The organism is Streptomyces sp. NPDC056296 (assembly GCF_042268605.1).
Taxonomy (GTDB): Bacteria; Actinomycetota; Actinomycetes; order Streptomycetales; family Streptomycetaceae; genus Streptomyces.
Genome location: NZ_JBHJRX010000067.1, coordinates 1 through 18,597, shown reverse-complemented (window position 1 = coordinate 18,597; position 18,597 = coordinate 1). Strand labels below are relative to the sequence as shown.

Annotated in this window: 12 protein-coding genes; 9 read left to right on the top strand and 3 right to left on the bottom strand. The window is 70.8% G+C overall.

Annotated features, from left to right (window positions below; genetic code table 11):
• The first annotated feature begins 43 nt into the window (after nt 1-43).
• The 4 genes from ACFCZF_RS34965 (at nt 44) to ACFCZF_RS34950 (ending at nt 5,993) form a co-directional block, all read left to right on the top strand.
• A complete protein-coding gene (locus ACFCZF_RS34965) occupies nt 44-835 on the top strand; it encodes an ATP-binding cassette domain-containing protein (RefSeq protein ID WP_310870565.1) in 792 nt (263 codons plus the stop codon).
• The gene (locus ACFCZF_RS34960) at nt 832-2,124 is read left to right on the top strand and encodes a sugar ABC transporter permease (RefSeq protein ID WP_376675068.1); all 1,293 of its coding nucleotides are present in this window, start codon (nt 832-834) and stop codon (nt 2,122-2,124) included. The genes ACFCZF_RS34965 and ACFCZF_RS34960 overlap by 4 nt, the downstream gene beginning before the upstream one ends.
• A gap of 276 nt (nt 2,125-2,400) precedes the next feature.
• Nucleotides 2,401-4,323, top strand: coding sequence for a 1-deoxy-D-xylulose-5-phosphate synthase (gene dxs, locus ACFCZF_RS34955; RefSeq protein ID WP_376675067.1), 1,923 nt, complete (start codon nt 2,401-2,403; stop codon nt 4,321-4,323).
• Nucleotides 4,324-4,460: 137 nt separating this feature from the next.
• Nucleotides 4,461-5,993, top strand: a complete 1,533-nt coding sequence (locus ACFCZF_RS34950; protein ID WP_376675066.1) for an amino acid permease — start codon at nt 4,461-4,463, stop codon at nt 5,991-5,993.
• Nucleotides 5,994-6,099: 106 nt separating this feature from the next.
• On the opposite strand, the gene ACFCZF_RS34945 is transcribed toward ACFCZF_RS34950, so the two are convergent.
• Entirely contained in the window at nt 6,100-6,498 is a 399-nt protein-coding gene (locus ACFCZF_RS34945; RefSeq protein WP_376675065.1) for an NTP pyrophosphohydrolase, read from the bottom strand.
• A gap of 68 nt (nt 6,499-6,566) precedes the next feature.
• On the opposite strand from ACFCZF_RS34945, the gene ACFCZF_RS34940 reads away from it, so the two are divergent.
• Entirely contained in the window at nt 6,567-7,589 is a 1,023-nt protein-coding gene (locus ACFCZF_RS34940; protein ID WP_376675064.1) for a hypothetical protein, read from the top strand.
• 120 nt (nt 7,590-7,709) lie between these two features.
• Entirely contained in the window at nt 7,710-8,834 is a 1,125-nt protein-coding gene (locus ACFCZF_RS34935; RefSeq protein ID WP_376675063.1) for a hypothetical protein, read from the top strand.
• A gap of 25 nt (nt 8,835-8,859) precedes the next feature.
• Here the strand turns inward: ACFCZF_RS34935 and ACFCZF_RS34930 are convergent, their stop codons facing one another.
• The gene (locus ACFCZF_RS34930; RefSeq protein ID WP_376675062.1) at nt 8,860-9,948 is read right to left on the bottom strand and encodes an LCP family protein; all 1,089 of its coding nucleotides are present in this window, start codon (nt 9,946-9,948) and stop codon (nt 8,860-8,862) included.
• 371 nt (nt 9,949-10,319) lie between these two features.
• Here ACFCZF_RS34930 and ACFCZF_RS34925 point away from each other — a divergent pair, with 371 nt between their 5' ends.
• Nucleotides 10,320-14,282 (top strand): CDP-glycerol glycerophosphotransferase family protein, encoded by a 3,963-nt coding sequence (locus ACFCZF_RS34925; RefSeq protein ID WP_376675061.1) that lies wholly within the window; start codon nt 10,320-10,322, stop codon nt 14,280-14,282.
• Nucleotides 14,283-14,433: 151 nt separating this feature from the next.
• On the opposite strand, the gene ACFCZF_RS34920 is transcribed toward ACFCZF_RS34925, so the two are convergent.
• Entirely contained in the window at nt 14,434-15,342 is a 909-nt protein-coding gene (locus ACFCZF_RS34920; RefSeq protein WP_376675060.1) for an endonuclease/exonuclease/phosphatase family protein, read from the bottom strand.
• Nucleotides 15,343-15,413: 71 nt separating this feature from the next.
• Between ACFCZF_RS34920 and ACFCZF_RS34915 the strand changes: the two genes are divergently transcribed.
• Complete coding sequence (locus ACFCZF_RS34915; RefSeq protein WP_376675059.1) at nt 15,414-16,874, top strand: hypothetical protein; 1,461 nt, start codon at nt 15,414-15,416, stop codon at nt 16,872-16,874.
• Nucleotides 16,875-16,921: 47 nt separating this feature from the next.
• Nucleotides 16,922-18,430, top strand: coding sequence for a hypothetical protein (locus ACFCZF_RS34910; RefSeq protein WP_376675058.1), 1,509 nt, complete (start codon nt 16,922-16,924; stop codon nt 18,428-18,430).
• Nucleotides 18,431-18,597: the final 167 nt, after the last annotated feature.

The window sequence follows — 18,597 nt, the reverse complement described above, 5'->3', positions numbered from 1 at the left end:
AAAACTTCTGCACAACCTCCCGCCGGGTCAGGCGGCGAAGGAGATGGTTCACGTGTCCGCTACGCCCGTGCTGGCGTTGCGCGGAGTCTCCAAGCGATTCGGTGCCGTCCAGGCGCTCACCGACGTAGAGCTTGAGGTCCACGCCGGTGAGGTGGTCGCCCTGGTCGGCGACAACGGAGCCGGAAAGTCCACGCTGGTCAAGACGATCGCCGGCGTGCACCCCATCGATGAGGGCTCCATCGAATGGGACGGCAAGGCCGTCTCGATCAACAGGCCGCACGACGCCCAGAACCTGGGCATCGCGACCGTCTACCAGGACCTCGCGCTGTGCGACAACATCGACGTGGTCGGCAACCTCTACCTGGGCCGGGAGGTCATCAAGCGCGGTGTCCTGGACGAGGTGGAGATGGAGCGCCGCTCCCGCGAGCTGCTGGACACGCTGTCCATCCGCATCCCCAGCGTCCGCATCCCGATCGCCTCGCTCTCCGGCGGTCAGCGCCAGGTCGTGGCGATCGCCCGGTCGATGCTCGGTGAGCCCAAGCTGGTCATCCTCGACGAGCCCACCGCCGCCCTCGGTGTCGAGCAGACCGCACAGGTCCTCGACCTCGTGGAGCGGCTGCGCGAGCGCGGCCACGCCGTCATCCTCATCAGCCACAACATGGCCGACGTGAAGGCGGTGGCCGACAAGGTCGCCGTCCTGCGCCTCGGGCGCAACAACGGCGTCTTCGAGGTCAAGTCGACCTCGCAGGAAGAGATCATCTCCGCCATCACGGGCGCCACGGAGAACGCCGTGACCCGTCGTGCGGCGCGCACCAATGGGGAGATCAAGAAGTGAGCATCGACAAGACCTCCACACCCGCCGAGGACAAGTCGGTGGACAACCCCGCCGCGGCCTCCGGCGCGGCCACCGCGGTCGACCCGCGGCTGCTCGTGCGCGAGCAGGGCTTCGCGGGCTACCTCAGCGAGTTCAAGCGGAAGATGAAGGCGGGCGACCTCGGGTCCGTCCCGGTCGTCGTCGGCCTGCTGGTCATCTGGGCCATCTTCACCAGCCTGAACTCCAACTTCCTCACCGCCGGCAACTTCACGAACATGGCGGTCGCCATGGTCGGCACGGGCATGATCGCCATCGGCATCGTCTTCGTCCTGCTGCTCGGTGAGATCGACCTGTCGGTCGGCTCGGTCAGCGGTGTCGCGGGCGCCACCTTCGCCGTGCTGAACATCACGCACGGGATGAACGAGGTGCTGGCCCTGGTGCTGGCCATCCTCACCGGCACGGTGGCCGGCGCCATCCACGGCTTCTTCTTCGCCCGCATCGGCGTCCCGGCCTTCGCGGTGACGCTGGCCGGACTCCTGTTCTGGCAGGGCTTCATGCTGCAGATCCTGGGCAGCAACGGCACCATCAACCTGAACTCCGACGGCATCGTCGTCAAGCTGACCAGCTACTACTTCAGCGATGTGGCCGCCGCCTACGGCCTGGCGATCGTCGTGACCGCGGGGTACTTCCTCTCCGCCTTCTTCGACAACCGCCGCCGCGCGGCCGCGGGCGTGCCCTCCCGGCCGCTGAACGAGATCATCGTCCGCACGGTGCTGCTCGCGATCCTGGCCTTCGTCGTGGCGATCGTCTTCAACCAGTACAAGGGCCTGCCCCTGGCCGTCGTGATCTTCCTCGCGTTCCTGCTGCTCACGGACTTCGTGCTGCGCCGCACGTCCTACGGCCGCAAGGTCTTCGCGCTCGGCGGCAGCGTCGAGGCGTCCCGCCGTGCCGGTATCAACGTGGAGCTGGTCCGGATCTCGGTCTTCGCGATCGCCGGCACCTTCGCCGCGATCGGCGGCCTCTTCGTCGCGTCGAAGATCGCGTCCGCCAACCAGGGCGCGGGCACCGGTGAGTTCCTGATGAACGTCATCGCCGCGGCCGTGATCGGCGGCACGTCCCTCTTCGGCGGCCGCGGCCGCACCTGGGACGCGCTGCTCGGTGTGATGGTCATCGTCTCGATCCAGTACGGCCTCGCCCTGGAGGGCATCGCCTCGCCGGTCCAGTACATGATCACCGGCGGCGTGCTGCTGGCGACCGTCGTCATCGACGCGGTCACCCGCAAGACCCAGAAGACGGCGGGACGCGCCTAACCAGGCCGCGTCCGGCCCGTCCCGGCCGCACCACCCCGCCGCCCGCCCGAGCTGAGCCCTCGGGCGGGCGCTGGGCTGCCCGCCCGCGCCGCGCGCACGGGACGGCCACGCGTGTCAGGGTGCCGAGGACGACGGCCGACGGGGCAGTCGTAGAACGGACCGCCGATGGGTAAGGCCGAACGCGTGACGTACGACGCACCGCCCGGACACGTTCCGCCACGGCGGAACATTAGACTCGGGCAGGCCCGGCAACAGCTCTACTGCAAGGAGGCACGGGTGCCGCTGCTGACCCGCATCACGGGACCGCGCGATCTGGACCGGCTCAGCCTGGAAGAGCTGGGCGGCCTGGCAGAGGAGATCCGCACCTTCCTCGTCGACGCCGTCTCCAAGACCGGCGGCCACCTCGGCCCCAACCTCGGCGTGGTGGAGCTCACCCTCGCCCTGCACCGCGTCTTCGACTCGCCGAAGGACAAGGTGCTCTGGGACACCGGCCACCAGTCCTACGTGCACAAGCTGCTCACCGGCCGTCAGGACTTCTCGAAGCTGAAGATGAAGGGTGGCCTGTCCGGCTACCCCTCGCAGGCCGAGTCCGAGCACGACGTCATCGAGAACAGCCACGCCTCCACCGTCCTCGGCTGGGCCGACGGCATCGCCAAGGCCAACCAGGTCCTCGACCGCGACGACCACGTCGTCGCCGTCATCGGCGACGGCGCGCTCACCGGCGGCATGGCCTGGGAAGCGCTGAACAACATCGCCGCCGCCAAGGACCGCCCCCTCGTCATCGTCGTCAACGACAACGAGCGCTCCTACGCCCCCACCATCGGCGGCCTCGCCAACCACCTGGCGACCCTGCGCACCACCGACGGCTACGAGCGCTTCCTGGCCCGCACCAAGGACCTTCTGGAGCGCACCCCGGTCGTCGGCCGCCCGCTCTACGACACCCTGCACGGCGCCAAGAAGGGCCTGAAGGACTTCATCGCCCCGCAGGGCATGTTCGAGGACCTCGGCCTCAAGTACGTCGGCCCGATCGACGGCCACGACCTGGAGGCCCTGGAGTCCGCCCTCACGCGCGCCAAGCGCTTCGGCGGCCCGGTCATCGTGCACTGCCTCACCGAGAAGGGCCGCGGCTACCAGCCCGCACTCCAGGACGAGGCCGACCGCTTCCACGCCGTCGGCAAGATCCACCCCGACACGGGCCTGCCCATCTCCACCTCCGGCGCCGACTGGACGAGCGTCTTCGGCGACGAGATGCTGGAGCTCGGCCGGGAGCGCGAGGACGTCGTCGCCATCACCGCCGCCATGCTCCAGCCGGTCGGCCTCGACAAGTTCGCCAAGGCCTTCCCGGACCGCGTCTACGACGTCGGCATCGCCGAGCAGCACGGCGCGGTCTCCGCGGCCGGCCTCGCCCACGGCGGGGTGCACCCGGTCTTCGCCGTGTACGCCACCTTCCTCAACCGCGCCTTCGACCAGGTGCTGATGGACGTGGCCCTGCACAAGTGCGGAGTGACGTTCGTGCTGGACCGCGCCGGTGTCACGGGCACCGACGGCGCCTCCCACAACGGCATGTGGGACATGTCGATCCTCCAGGTCGTCCCCGGCCTGCGCCTCGCCGCCCCGCGCGACGCCGACCAGGTCCGCGCCCAGCTGCGCGAGGCCGTCGAGGTGGACGACGCGCCGACCGTGGTCCGCTTCTCCAAGGGCGCCGTCGGCCCCGCCGTACCGGCCGTCGGCCGCGTCGGCGGCATGGACGTGCTGCGTGCCCCCGGCACCGACACCCCGGACGTCCTCCTGGTCTCCGTCGGCGCCCTCGCGCCGATGTGCCTGGAGGTGGCGGACCTGCTGAACAAGCAGGGCATCTCCACCACCGTGATCGACCCTCGCTGGGTCAAGCCCGTCGACGAGGCCATGGCCCCGCTCGCCGAGCGGCACCGCGTGGTCGTCACCGTCGAGGACAACTCCCGCGTCGGCGGCGTCGGCTCCGCCGTCGCCCAGGCCCTGCGCGACGCGGGCGTGGACGTACCGCTGCGCGACTTCGGCATCCCGCCGCGCTTCCTCGACCACGCCTCCCGCGCCGAGGTCCTGGCCGAGATCGGGCTCACCGCCCCAGACATCGCCCGCCAGGTCACCGGTCTGGTCGCCAAGCTCGACGGCCGGTACGAGCGCTCCGAGGTGGACTCGGTGGAGGCCGCGCGCGACTGACGTACGACCGGATGGGCAGGTTTCACCACTCGTTGCAGTGGTGAAACCTGCCCATCCGCGTGAATCCGCTCACGCCGGGGCATACGCAGTACGCCCCCCTCTCGATCATGTCGGGGACGACAAGCTCGGAGGTACCCGTGAGAAACAGCAGTCTCTTCAGGACCAAGAAGATCGAGCAGTCCATCCGGGACACGGAGGAGCCGGAGCACGCGCTCAAGAAATCCCTGTCCGCACTGGATCTGACCGTCTTCGGTGTCGGTGTCATCATCGGCACCGGCATCTTCGTACTGACCGGCACGGTCGCCAAGAACAACGCCGGGCCCTCGGTGGCGCTGGCCTTCGTCGTCGCCGGTGTCGTCTGCGCGCTCGCCGCGCTCTGCTACGCGGAGTTCGCCTCGACGGTCCCGGTCGCCGGCTCCGCGTACACCTTCTCCTACGCCTCGCTCGGCGAACTGCCCGCCTGGATCATCGGCTGGGACCTCGTCCTGGAGTTCGCGCTCGGCACGGCGGTGGTGGCCGTCGGCTGGTCGGGCTACATCCGTTCGCTGATGGACAACGCGGGCTGGCAGATGCCCGCGTCGCTCGGCGGCCGGGACGGCGCGGAGGGATTCGGCTTCGACATCCTCGCCGCCGTCCTGGTGCTGGTGCTCACCGGCATCCTCGTCCTCGGCATGAAGCTGTCGGCCCGGGTCACCTCGGTCGTCGTCGCCATCAAGGTGACCGTCGTCCTCATCGTGATCATCGCGGGCGCCTTCTTCATCAAGGGCTCCAACTACGACCCGTTCGTCCCGGAGTCGAAGCCGGTGGAAGCGGGCGGGGGCCTCGACTCACCGCTGATCCAGCTGATGTTCGGGTGGGCGCCGGCCAACTTCGGCGTGATGGGCATCTTCACCGCGGCCTCCGTGGTCTTCTTCGCCTTCATCGGCTTCGACATCGTCGCCACGGCCGCCGAGGAGACCAAGAACCCGCAGCGCGACATGCCCCGCGGCATCCTCGGCTCCCTGTTCATCTGCACCGCGCTGTACGTCGCCGTATCGATCGTCGTCACCGGCATGCAGCACTACAGCGAGCTGTCCATCGACGCCCCGCTCGCCGACGCCTTCAAGTCCACCGGGCACCCCTTCTTCGCCGGTGTGATCAGCTTCGGCGCCGCCGTCGGCCTGACCACGGTGTGCATGATCCTGCTGCTGGGCCAGACCCGGGTGTTCTTCGCGATGAGCCGCGACGGGCTGCTGCCGCGCTTCTTCTCCCGCGTCCACCCGAAGTTCCGGACGCCGTACCGGCCGACCATCCTGCTCGGCGTGATCATCGCGATCGTCGCCGGCTTCACCAGCCTGAGCGAACTCGCCGAGCTGGTGAACATCGGCACGCTGTTCGCGTTCGTCATCGTCGCCCTCAGCGTGATCATCCTGCGTCGGACCCGCCCCGACCTGCCGCGCGCCTTCCGCACCCCGCTGGTGCCGCTGCTGCCGATCGTGTCGGTGGGCGCCTCGCTGTGGCTCATGCTGAACCTGCCCGCCGAGACCTGGGTGCGGTTCGGCGTCTGGATGGCGATCGGAGTCGTCGTGTACTTCCTCTACAGCCGAACCCACAGCCGCATGGCCCGCGGCGAGGAGGCACCGGCCGGCACGCCCGGGACGACCGGTCCGTCCGGCGGAGACACCCCGTAGTCACGCCGGCTCCCGCCCCACCCGTAGCCCCGTCGGCTCCCGCTCCGGCCCCGCACCCCCGCTCGGGGGCCGCGGGGCCGGTCCGCGTACGCCGGTGGGGGCGCCGTCACGCGGGCCGCACCGTCCGCGGCCCCGCCACCTCCGCGCCCAGCTCGCTCACCCGGCGGCGCAGCTCGCGGTCGGCCGTCACGACCAGGACCGGACGGTCACCGGTGGTCCGGGCGACCAGGTCGACCACGTGGTCGTCCCCGCTGCCGGGCGCCGACTCCACCCGAACGCCGGGCACGGAGTCCACCCCTCGGGCCGCGCCCTCGACGACCAGGACGACCTCCACCGGGCCGGCACGCCCCGGCACACCGTCCGCGGCCAGCCGGTCCCGCAACCGTTCCGCCGCCCCGCGCCGGTCGTGCCACCACCCGTCGGGCACCGACCCGACGACGTTCGCGGCGTCGACGATCACGAGGAGGCCGGGGAGGGAGGTGCTGTCGTTCACGGGGGCGTTCATGGGAGGCAGGGTCGCACGCTCCCGCCCCGCTCAGAGCGAGCCCCTGCGAGTCGGCTTAGAGTGAACCGGTGAATGGCGAGTGGCTCATACGCGGCCGAGACGGCCGGCTCAGCGTCTACCAGGTGTCCCACGAAGCCGTGCTGTGCCGCGCGGAGCGCGCGCCGGGCGGCCCTTGGGACGCTCCGCGCAAGGTGGGCGGGGACCTGCGGCTGCACCCCGGTCCGGCGATCGGCCAGGGCGCCGACGCATATGTGCACCTGGTCTCTTGGCGGTCCACGGCGTCCGGCGAGGCCGACGTGGTGCACTCCACGCACTTCCGGCCCCTGCTGGCCGCCCTGGACTGGGACCCCCTCGGCCATCCGAACGACACCGGCGACCGCACCGGTACACCCGCCGTCGCGGTCGACGCCCAGGGCCGCGCGCACGTCTTCTTGCGCAACGGCGGCGGGGGGCTCAGTATGCGCGCCCAGAAGCAGAAGGGCGGCTGGGGCCCGTGGCGTGACCTGAAGGGCAGGCAGCTCCAGGACGCGCCCGTCGCGGTGGCGGGTAAGGACGGACGTATGGAGGTGTACGCGACCGCCCCCGGCGTGATCCTGCACTGGCGCCAGGAAAAGCCCGCCGTCAAGTTCGAGTTGGTGGAGTCGGTGGAGACCGCGGCGCGCCCGGGAACCCTGCGCGCACTCGCCACGTCCCCGGAGCGTACGACCGTCTTCTTCACCGACGACGACAGCGGCGAGCTGTGCGCCTGGCGTTGCGGAGAGAAGCCGGCGCGCGTCGTGGCCGCCGCAGGACCCGGCCCCGTCTCCGCCGTCCGCTGCGAGATCGACGGCCACGACTGCACGCTGGTCGCCCAGCGCTCGGCGACGAGCGGCCGGGTCGCCTTCGCGGCGTACCCCTCGGAGCAGGAGGCGCTCGGCGCCGCGTGGACGGAGTCGGGTCCGGAGCTGCCGGCCGACGCGATGGTGTCCCTGGCGCTGGACGCCGACGGCCGGCTGGTGGCGGCCACGCTCTCCCCGTCCACCGGACAGCTCCGCCTCACCCGCCGCAAGGACGAACCGGGTCTCGCGCTCGGTCCCTGGCAAGCCGTCTGACGGGCCCTCGACGGCCCGGTGGCCGAGCCATGGGGAACGGGTGAACGAACGGCATATGATGTTCCGCGTTCGAGGGTCCCTGTCCGTGACACGGCGGGCTTCAGGAAGGTGCAGCAGGCCATGCGGAGAAGGTCGGCAGGCCCCGACGGCGCCGCCCGCCAGGTCGGGCCCGGCACCGTGGAGGGAATACGGGGCGGTGCGTCGGGACCGGCCCACGGCGACTGGCTCACCCTCGGCAGGGACGGCCGGCTCAGCCTCTACGTGCCCGCCGACGGCGGTCTGGTGCGCTGGACGGAGACGGTCGCGGGCGGCCCCGACTGGAGCGGGCCGCATTTCGTGCCCGTGGCGGGACTGACCCATCTGACGGTGGTGCAGGGAGCGGACACCTACGTCCACTTCCTCGGCCGCAGGGAGCGCGAGCGCGCCGACGGCGGGCTCGGCGTGGACGTCGTGCACGCGATCCAGTACCAGACGGGACTGGCCTTCACCGAATGGCGTTCGCTCGGCAATCCGCACCGCGACCGTGAGCAGGCCCGGGAACTGGGGCCGCCGGTCGGGGCCGTCGCGGCCGACGGCACGGTGCACGTCTTCGTACGGAACGCGCTCGGTGGTCTGTCGCTGCGCCGCGAGTCCCCGAACGGCAAGTGGCGGGCCTGGGAGGACCTGCGGGGCGGCGAGACTGACGCCCGGCCGGCGCCGGTCGCCCTCGCCGGGGGACGGCTGGAGGTCTGCGCCGCGTCCGCGTCCGGCGTCCTCGTCTGGCGCCAGACGGCGCCCGGCGGCGACTTCACCGGCCCCCGCGGCTTCGCCCTGCGTCCCGTGCCGGGGACCGTCGCCGCGCTGGAGACGGGGCCGGAGCGTGCCACGTTCTTCTGGACCGACGCCGAGAGCGGCGGCGCGGCCGCGTGGCGGGACGGCGACTGGCCCGCCGCGCTGGGCGGATCGCCGGCCGGGCCGGGGTACGCGTCGCTGCGCACGGCGGTCGACGGCTACGACTGCGTCGTACTCGCCCACCGCGACCGGGACGGCTCCGTGGTGCTCGGCATGGGCGGCACCGAGAACGAGGCCGGGGGGTTCTGGTGGTACGCGCTGGCCGAGTCCTGCCAGGGGGTGCCCGCTCTCGCCCGGGACGGGCGCGGGCGGGTGGTGATGGCGCTGATCGGACCCGACGGCGCACCGAAGGTGGCCCGTCAGGACGACGGCGCCGGCCTCTCCTTCACCCGGTGGCACACGCTCGGGCGCTGAGCGGCCGGCGCAGTGGCGCCGCGGGTCAGCCGCCCGTCGCGGGCGACTTCTTCGCGGACTCGGGAATCTCGGAGTCCGAGCGGACGGCCTCCCACAGGTCGGTCGCCTGGGGCTCGGCGGCGACGACCCGGTTCCGGTCGATCTTGTCGTACGCCACCGGCAGCATGATGGTCTCCATGGTCGCGGGGTCGACCCCGTTCATGCTGCGTGCGAAGTCCGCCAGGCTGGTCAGCGAGGCCAGTTCGGAGTCGGTGGTGAGCGCCGAGGTCAGCGTGTCGGCGATCTTGTACGTCTTGGTGGGGCTGCCCAGCAGGTCCTGCTTCTTGACCTCGCTCAGCAGTGCGATCAGGAACTGCTGCTGGAGCCCGATGCGGCCGAGGTCGCTGCCGTCGCCCACCCCGTGCCGGGTCCGCACGAAGGCCAGGGACTCGGCGCCGTCCAGGGTGTGGGTGCCGGCGCTCAGGTCCAGGCCGCTGGCCTTGTCCTTGATGGGCTCGTCGATGGTGACGGGCACGCCGCCGATGGCGTCGACCAGTCCCTTGAAGCCGGCGAAGTCGATCTCCACGTAGTGGTCCATGCGGACGCCGGACATCTTCTCCACGGTCTTGACCACGCAGGCCGGTCCCGCCAGCGCGTACACGGAGTTGAACATCACGCGCTTCTTCTCCGGAACGGAGGAGCCGTCGGACTTGGTGCACTCCGGGCGGGTGACGAGGGTGTCGCGCGGGATGCTCACGGCGACGGCCTGCTTGCGGCCCTCGGGTATGTGCACCACGAGGGCGGTGTCCGAACGGGCGCCGGAGACCTTGCCGGTGCCGAGCGAGGCGTTGGCGCCGGCGCGCGAGTCCGACCCGAGGACCAGCAGGTTCTGTCCCGAGGTCGGCAGCTTCTCGGGGCGGTCCTCACCGAGGGCCTTGTTCAGGTCCACCCCGTCGATGTTTCCGTTCAGGCCGCTGTAGAGCCAGTAGCCGGTGCCGCCGGCGGCGAGCAGGAGGACGACGAGGGACAGCAGGACGATCCGTCCCCAGCGCCTGCGTCGGCGCGGCGCTCGGCGACCGCCGCCTGGCGCGGCCCGGCGGGCACGCCGAGGCTCCGTGGTGGCGCTGTGGCTCATGGTGTTCGGTTCCTCTCCTCACGGGCTCCGCGCGGCGGAGTCGCAGGGCCCGGGTGGGGGGAAGCCGGTCCACTATGCGGTCATGTCGGTGCGAGAACTATATGCGCCGACTCATAGAGAATTTACGAGCCGGGAACCATAGCGCGTTACAGCGATGGACACCACATTAACTGGCCTTGACCATCCTTAAGGGTGACATAAGATGTGGCGGGCCTGTGAACCGTGGTGAGGGGGGCTTCGCCGACGGTCAGGGGTGCCGGTGAAGCCGAGGCGGTTTGAGGGGGCCGCGGGTACACCAGGTAGGGGTGGGGCGTCCAGTACGGACTGTTGGTGGCCCGCTGGGCGAAATGTCTTGGTAGGAGTACGAGTTGGTGGATCACCCGCGTCTGAGCATCGTCGTGCCCTTTCAGGACGTCGAGGCCTATCTCGCCGAATGCCTGGAGTCGATCGCGCGCCAGTCGTTCCGCGACTTCGAGGTGATCCTCGTCGACGACGGCTCCACCGACGGCTCCTCGCGGATCGCCGCCGACTTCTGCGCCGCCGACCCGCGCTTCCGCATGATCCGCCAGGAACCGCAGGGCCCGGGACACGCACGCAACACCGGGCTGCGCGCCATGCACCCCCAGGGCGAGTTCCTGGCCTTCGTCGACGGTGACGACGTCATCCCCGAGTACGCCTACGGACTGCTGGTCCGCACCCTGGAGGGGTCCGAGTCGGACTTCGTCTCGGGCAACGTGCAGATGATGAACTCCACCAAGAAGTGGCAGTCGCCGCTGCACAAGGGCCCGATGCAGAAGACCCGGCGCGGCACGCACATCACCAGGTTCGAGGCGCTCATCTACGACCGTACCGTCTGGAACAAGATGTTCCGGCGGTCCTTCTGGGACTACCACTACATCGCGTTCCCCGAGGGCGTCATGTACGAGGACTCCTGGGTCAACATGTACGCCCACTTCCGCGCCGCCAAGGTCGACGTCATCACCGACATCGTCTACTTCTGGCGCCGGCGCGAGGGCGGGGCGGCGCCCTCGATCACCCAGCGCCACACCGAGCTGTCCAACCTGCGCGACCGGGTCGCGGCGGTGCAGTCGGTCAGCCGTTTCCTGGCGGAGCGGCGCTCGCGGCAGTACGAGGAGAGCAAGCGCAAGTACGACCTCGCCTGCCTGAAGTCCGACCTGATGCTGCACCTCAAGGTGCTGCCGGACGCGGACGAGGAGTACCGGCAGTCGTTCATGCAGTGGGCCAACGAGTTCCTCGACGAGACCGACCTCACCATCATCGACGAACTGCCCGCGGACGCCCGGGTCAAGTGGCTCCTGGTGCGCGAGTGGCGACTGCCCGAACTCATGGAGGTCATCGAGTTCGAGCGCCGGGGCGGCCCGATGCCGGTCCAGCGGCGTTTCCACCGCTATCTGAAGTACCCCTACCTCGGGGACCGCGGGGTCGGCCTCGACAAGAAGGCGTTCCGGCTCGACAAGGAACTCTCCCTGCACGGTTCGCTCAGCGGGGCCCGCTGGAGCACCAACGGCCATCTGCTGACCCTCACCGGGACCGCGTACGTGCGCTACATCAACGTGCACAAACGGCACATGTCGGTGAAGGCCATCGCCCTGCGGAACAAGAAGCAGGGCCGCATGGTGATCACCACGGCGAAGACCACCTACGCGCCGCAGGCCACCGAGTCCTCCAACCAGAATCGTTACTGCTACGACTGGGCCGGCTTCGACGCCCGCATCGACACGACCCGCCTGAAGCGCAAGGGCCAGTGGGTCGAGGGGACCTGGGACGTGGCCACCGGCGTCCTCAGCCGGGGGCTGTTCCGCTACCGCGGCATCGACCGCGGCGGCGCCGGCACCGCCGCCAACCCCCCGTACCGGTACGTCGACAAGAACACCCGCATCCTCCCGGTCTTCCTCCAGGGCAAGCTGAAGCTGCGGGTGGAGGTCGTGCGCTGCCGGATCACGAGCCACCGCGTGGTCGGGGACCAGCTGGAGCTGCGCGGGGTGTACCTCGGCCCGAAGGTGCCCGAATGGGGCAAGCTGCGCGTCACCAGTCTCAGCGGCTCGGGCCAGCACGACGGGCGGGTGTACTTCACCCCGGGCGGCGAGGGCTGGTGCACCTTCGCGGCCAGGCTGCCGCTGCGCTCGCTGGTGCCGGCCTTCCGGGCCGACGCCCAGGCCGACACGGACATCCCGCAGTCCTGGAGCATGGGCAGCAACGGCTGGAAGACGACCCTTCACGTGGAGGGCCGCAAGACGGCCATCTACCCCGTCATGGCCGAGGAGACCCCGGACGGGCACTACCGCATGCCCGCCTCGCTGCAGACCCGCGAGGGCGACCGGGAGGTCGTGGTCCACCGCAACGGCTCGGGCTACCTGGTGCTCTTCGAGCGGGCCACCCTGCCCACGGCGACGGCGTTCGCCTGGCGCGAGGACGGCTCGCTGGAGATCCACGGCCGGTACCTGGCCGCTGACCGGCTCTCGCCTCGGGAGTACCAGGACGCGCACCTCGTGGTCCGCTCGCGGGCGCACGGTGCCGAGCGCGAGATCCCGATCGAGTGGAACGGCAACGAGTTCCGCTGCCTGCTCAGCCCGGCCGCCATGCGGACGCTGGCCGGGGACATCCCGCTCGCGGCCGGCCGCTGGGACTTCTTCCTGCGCCGGCAGGACCTCTCGGCGGTGGCCCGCGAGGACCGCCTCGAGGACCTGATGGTGAAGACCGAGCAGGACATCATCGGTGCCCTCCCCCAGGAGCACGAGGAGAACGAGCGGCGCTACGACCTCCAGGCCGAGGCGTACGACCGACTGTCCCTGCTGGTCCACTCGGCCATGCCCGACCACGCCCGCGGCCCGTACCGGCAGAAGCTGCTGCGCACCAAGGCCTACCCGGCGGCTCGCCGGCAGCGGGTGCGCCCCGCCGTCCTCTTCGACGCCTTCAAGGGCACCCAGTACTCGGACAGCCCCCGTGCGCTGCACGAGGAACTGCTCCGGCGCGGTACCGACCTCGAACAGCTCTGGGTGGTGCGCGACGACCAGGTGGAGGTGCCGCCCACCGCGATCCCGATCCGCATGTGGTCGCCCGAGTGGTACGAGGCCCTCGCCACCAGCCGCTACGTCGTGGCCAACAACCACCTCCCGGACTGGTTCCAGAAGCGGGACGGCCAGACCGTCGTCCAGACCTGGCACGGCACCCCGCTGAAGAAGATCGGCCACGACATCGAGTCCATCCACTTCGCCGACCAGCGCTACCTGGAACGGGTCGAGAAGGAGGTGCAGAACTGGGACATGCTGGTCTCGCCCAACAGCTTCTCCACCCCGATCCTCCAGCGCGCCTTCGGCTTCCCCGGCGAGATGGTGGAGTCGGGCTACCCGCGCAACGACATCCTGCGCCTGCCCGGCACCGAGCAGCGGGAGCAGGAGATCCGGCGCCGGATCGGCCTGCCCGAGGGCAAGCGGGTCGTGATGTACGCGCCCACGTGGCGCGACGACCAGTACTACGCGCCCGGCAAGTACAAGCTGGACTTCCGCATCGACCTGGAGGACGCCCGCGCCAGGCTGGGCGCCGAGCACGTCCTCCTGGTCCGCCGCCACCCCAACGTCGTGGACCCGGTGCCGGGGGCCGGCGACGGATTCGTCTTCGACGTCTCCGACTACCCCGACATGGCCGACCTCTCCCTGATCACCGACGTGATGATCACGGACTACTCGTCCCTGATGTTCGACTACGTCAACACCGGACGCCCGATCCTCTTCTTCACCTACGACCTGGACCACTACCGCGACACCCTGCGCGGCTTCTACTTCGACTTCGCGAGCAGCGCCCCGGGCCCCCTCCTGGACACCTCCGAGGACCTGGTGTCGGCCGTCGAGCAGATCGACCGGATCCAGGACGCCTACGCCGAGCGGTACCGCTGGTTCCAGCGCGAGTTCTGCGACCTGGACGACGGGTACGCCGCCGCGCGGCTCGCCGACCGGATGCTGGTGGCGGGCGGCGACCTCGCGCCCGGGCAGGCGCACGCACCGGCCGTCGGGACGGTCGACACCCGCCAGACCGGGCGGGCCATGACACCGGTCCGGGGGAGTGCGGGGAACTGGTTCACCGCACCGCGCCGTTCGGCGCAACCCGAGCCCGCCGCCGCGCCGCAGGTCGGGGCGGTGCCCGCGCAGCCCGGCCCGGCGCACGCCACCGCGCCGCAGCAGATGAACCTGCCGCAGCAGCAGCCGCACCAGCCGCACCTGCCGCAGCTCATGCCGGCGGGGTTCGAGCAGCCCGCCGAAACGTTCGGGCAGGCGCCGGCCACCGGAGGCCGGACCTACGAAGGCGCGATCGTATGACGCCGACTGCCCGGCCGGGCGGCGGCACCGGGGCGCTCGCGGCCGCGCCGGAAGGCACCGGCGCCCCATGACCGCACCGTCGTCCGCCTCCCCGGCGCCCGGCCTGTCCCCCGTCCACGGTGGGGGAGCCGGGCGCCACTTCGGCGTCGGCTCAGCCGGCCTCCACCCGCATCAGCAGCGCCCGGTGGTCGGAGACCCCGGTGTCGCGCACCGTGCAGGAGGACCGCGGCAACCCGGTGAAGAGATAGTCGAGTTTGTGACCGGACACATGGGTCGGACGGCCCGACCGGTCGGCGCCGGCAGCCTGGTCGCACTCCCGGAAGGCACCGTAGGCGGCGGACGGCCACACCCAGCCGGACCGATTGCGGGCACCCGGCGGCTTCAGGTTGAAGTCGCCGCCGAACACGGTGCGCCGTCCGGGCACCGCCGCGACCAGCGCCTTCAACTGGTCGTCGCGGTACTCCCGGTCGGGGTGCGCCCGGTCGCTGCCGGGAAGGCTCAGATGGGCGTTGCACACCCGGACGTCGAACGCCGCGACGGTCGCGCACAGGACGCCCCGCCGCAGTCCGACCTCGGGCTGGCGCGTGGGCACCGACCGCACCGAGGACAGCGGATGGGCCGAGAGGACAGCGAGCCCGGCCGTGCCCCGGCCGCGGCCCGTACAGTCGATCGTTCCGCCGCGCCCGCCGCTGTCCCGCCAGGTGTAGGGCCGGAAGGACAGCCGCCAGGAACCGCCGAGCACCTCGCGCACCGACTCGGCGTGCGTGGCGCAGGCCTCCTGGAGCAGCACGACGTCGGCCCCGGCGTCGACGAACCGCTCCACCGCGAGCCGCTTGGCCGAGGCGCTGCCGGTGTCCGCGCAACCCCACTGCTCGACGCCGCACATGTTCCAGGTCGCCACCGTCAGGGTGCGGTCGGCGGCCAGGAACCGGGTCGTGCCCGTGGCGGTCCGCACCAGCACCGCGGCGAGGACAGCCGACAGCGCGAGCACCGAGGTCAGGACGATCAGTCTCCGACGCCGGCGAAGGCCGGGCGGGAGCGAAGGGGCCGCGAGAGACATCCCGACATCATGTCCGATCAGGTGATTCGGAGCCAATCCGACGATCTGTCCCCGAAACTGGAGTTCCGTACATGTCCAAGGCATCCGCGAGCGGGCGAAAGCTGTTCAACGGGATCGAGGCGTCGGGGGCGTTCCCGGTCGAGTACCGGTTCTCGCACGCCAAGAGCGGCAACCGCCACCTCGTCGTCGTGTTCGCCAACTTCTCGGCGCCCGAGGACTACGGCTGGTCCAACGGCGTCTTCGACAACGTGCGCGCCAACATCCTGTGGATCCGCGACCGTTTCGACGGGATGAACGCCTACTACCTGTGCCGGAACATGGACTTCGGCCTGGCGGACTCGGTGCAGACCCTCATCTCCAACGTCATGCGCTCACTGGGGCTCACCCCGGACCAGGTCACCCTATGGGGCGGCTCCAAGGGCGGCAGCGCCGCACTGTACTTCGGACTGCGGTACGGCTACCGGAACATCGTGGGTATCGTCCCGCAGTTCCTCGTCGGCGACGCCCTGGAGAAGCGGCACCCGAAGGTCTCCGCCTACATGCTCGGCGAGGGGGCGCCCGCGCACAACGCCCGGGTCCTGGACGCGCTCCTGCCGGACCTGGTGCGCAGCCGGGCCAACCCCGGGGCCAACATCTACCTGCTCTCCTCGCCGCAGGACGAGCACTACGCCGTGCAGGTGGAGCCGTTCCTCGGCATGTTCCAGGGCTACGAGAACTTCAACTTCATGTACAGCGAATCGCCCACCATCACCGGCCACGCCACGGTGACGCGGCGGAACGTCCCGGCCCTGGTCGGCCTGCTGAACCTGCTGGCCGACGGCTACGCCCCCTGCCTGGGGTTCGTGCGCCACGCCGCCGAGGAGTTCGACCGCGACCAGTCGGGCATCGAGGCTTACCTCTCCGGCACCTCCAAGGTCCAGGGCACCGACGCGTTCGCGCCGCCGGTGGTCACTTCCCCGGGCTACAACAGCGAGGCTCCCGCCACCGGTCTCTTCTTCGCCGGGCTCGCCCCGGGCGCGGTGCGGGTGAGCATGTGGCGCGACGGCAAGTTCGTGGCGTCCCCGGAGGTCGCGGCCGACGGCACCTGGTCCTGGCAGCCGGCCAAGCCGTGGGCCACGGGGAACCACCTGGTCAAGGTCTTCGCGGTGGACCAGGCGGGCTTCCACTCCAGCCGGGTCGAGGTCCCCTTCACGGTGGTGGACGCCCCTGCCGCGGGCCCGGCCGCGCCCGCCCCGCCGGTCGTCTCGGTGCCGGCCCCGCAGCAGCACCTGGGGACGTCGGTCGCCTTCCACGGCACCGCGCCGGGCGCGATGCAGGTGGGCTTCTGGGAGAACGGCGTGCTCCTGGGCGCGGCGGCCGTCGCGCCGGACGGGATCTGGGGCTGGGACCCGGGCTGGCCGTGGCCGGCCGGACCGCACCTGGTCGAAGTCGTCGCGGTGGACGCGAACGGCGTGGAGTCCGCTCCCGCCCCGGCCGCCTTCACGGTCGTGGACGTGTCCGTGCCCGCCGGTCACCTTCCGCCGCGGTACTGAGCACCGACGGCCTACGACGACGAACAACTCACGAGTGGAAGCCACACATGCCGAATGCACCGTCCAAAGAACGCCAGCTGATCAGCGGGATCGACACCTCCGGTGCGTATCCCGTCGAGTACCGGTTCACGCACGCGAAGGGCGGAAACCGCCATCTCGTCGTCGTGTTCTCCAACTTCGGCGTCCCCGACGACTACGGCTGGTCGAACGGTGTCCTCAACCCGGTGCGGGCCAACATTCTCTGGATCCGCGACCGGTTCCGCGGCATGCGGAGCTACTACCTGTGCGAGGGCATGGACTTCGCCCTGGAGCAGTCCGTGATCGGGGTCATCTCCAAGGTGATGAACTCCCTCGACCTCACCCCGGACCGCGTCACGATGTGGGGCGGCTCCAAGGGCGGGAGCGCGGCCCTCTACTTCGGCATGCGCTACGGGTTCGGCAACATCGTCTCCATCGTGCCGCAGTTCCTCATCGGCACCTACGTGAAGACCGTGCACCCCAAGGTCGCCCGGTTCATGCTGGGAGAGGCGGTGCCGGAGGAGAACGTCCGGATGGCCGACGCGCTCCTTCCCGACCTGGTGCGCTCGGGCGCCGGCCGGCAGTCCAACATCTACCTGCTCTCCTCGCCGCAGGACGAGCAGTACAGGGACCAGGTGGAGCCGTTCCTCGGGCTCTTCCAGGGGTACGACAACTTCAACTTCATCTACAGCGAGTCCCCTTACATCACCCGCCACTCAGAGGTCACCAGGCGCAACGTCCCCTTCCTCATGGGGCTCATCAACATGCTCGCGGACGGGCTTCCCCCGCGGCTGGGCATGGTGCGCAACGGCTACGAGGAGCCGGACCGCGACACCTCGGCCATCAAGGCGTATCTGTCCGCCACCTCGGCGGAGAAGCCCAGCACCATCGCCATGCCGGTGGTGGCCCACCCGGCGCCGCACACCGAAATTCCCGCGGACGGCGTGTACTTCACCGGTTCCGCCCCCGGCGCCGTACGGGTGAGCCTGTGGGAGCACGGCAAGTTCCTGGGCTCGCCGACCGTGGCCGCGGACGGCACCTGGTCCTGGAAGCGGGACAAGCCGTGGAGCACGGGCAAGCACCTGGTGAAGGCCGTCGCGTGGGACCCGGAGGGACGCAAGACCAAGGGCACCGCCGTCCCGTTCAGCACGGTGGCCAGCGCCGCGGCCGCCGGCGCGAGCGCGGTCCCGGCTCAGCCCTCGGCGCGGTTCGACACGCCCCCCATGGGCGGTCACCTCCCGGCGCCGACGGTGCAGTCCCCGGCGGCGTACGAGCAGATCGGGGCGTCGGCCGTGCGCTTCACCGGCCTGGCACAGGGCGCCGCCCAGGTGGGGTTCAGGGCGGGCGGCACCCTCCTCGGCGGGAGTCCGGTCGCGGTCGACGGACGCTGGGCCTGGGACTCCGGCTGGCCGTGGCAGGAGGGCCGGCACACGGTGGAGGTGTTCGCCGTGGACGCGGTGGGAAACGAGTCCCCCGCCACCCTGGTCCCCTTCGCCGTCGCGCACATGACGGCGGGCGCGACGCCCTACGGCTACTGACCCGCCCCACGGCTACTGACCCGGCCCCACGGCAACCGACCGACCCCACGGCACGCGAAAGGGCCCCCGCCTCCTTGGGTTCTAACGGTCCTCGCAACACCCGCGATCTGTGGGAGTTGCGAGGACCGTGGCTGTTGGACGCGATGATCTTGCGGGGGTGAAGGAGC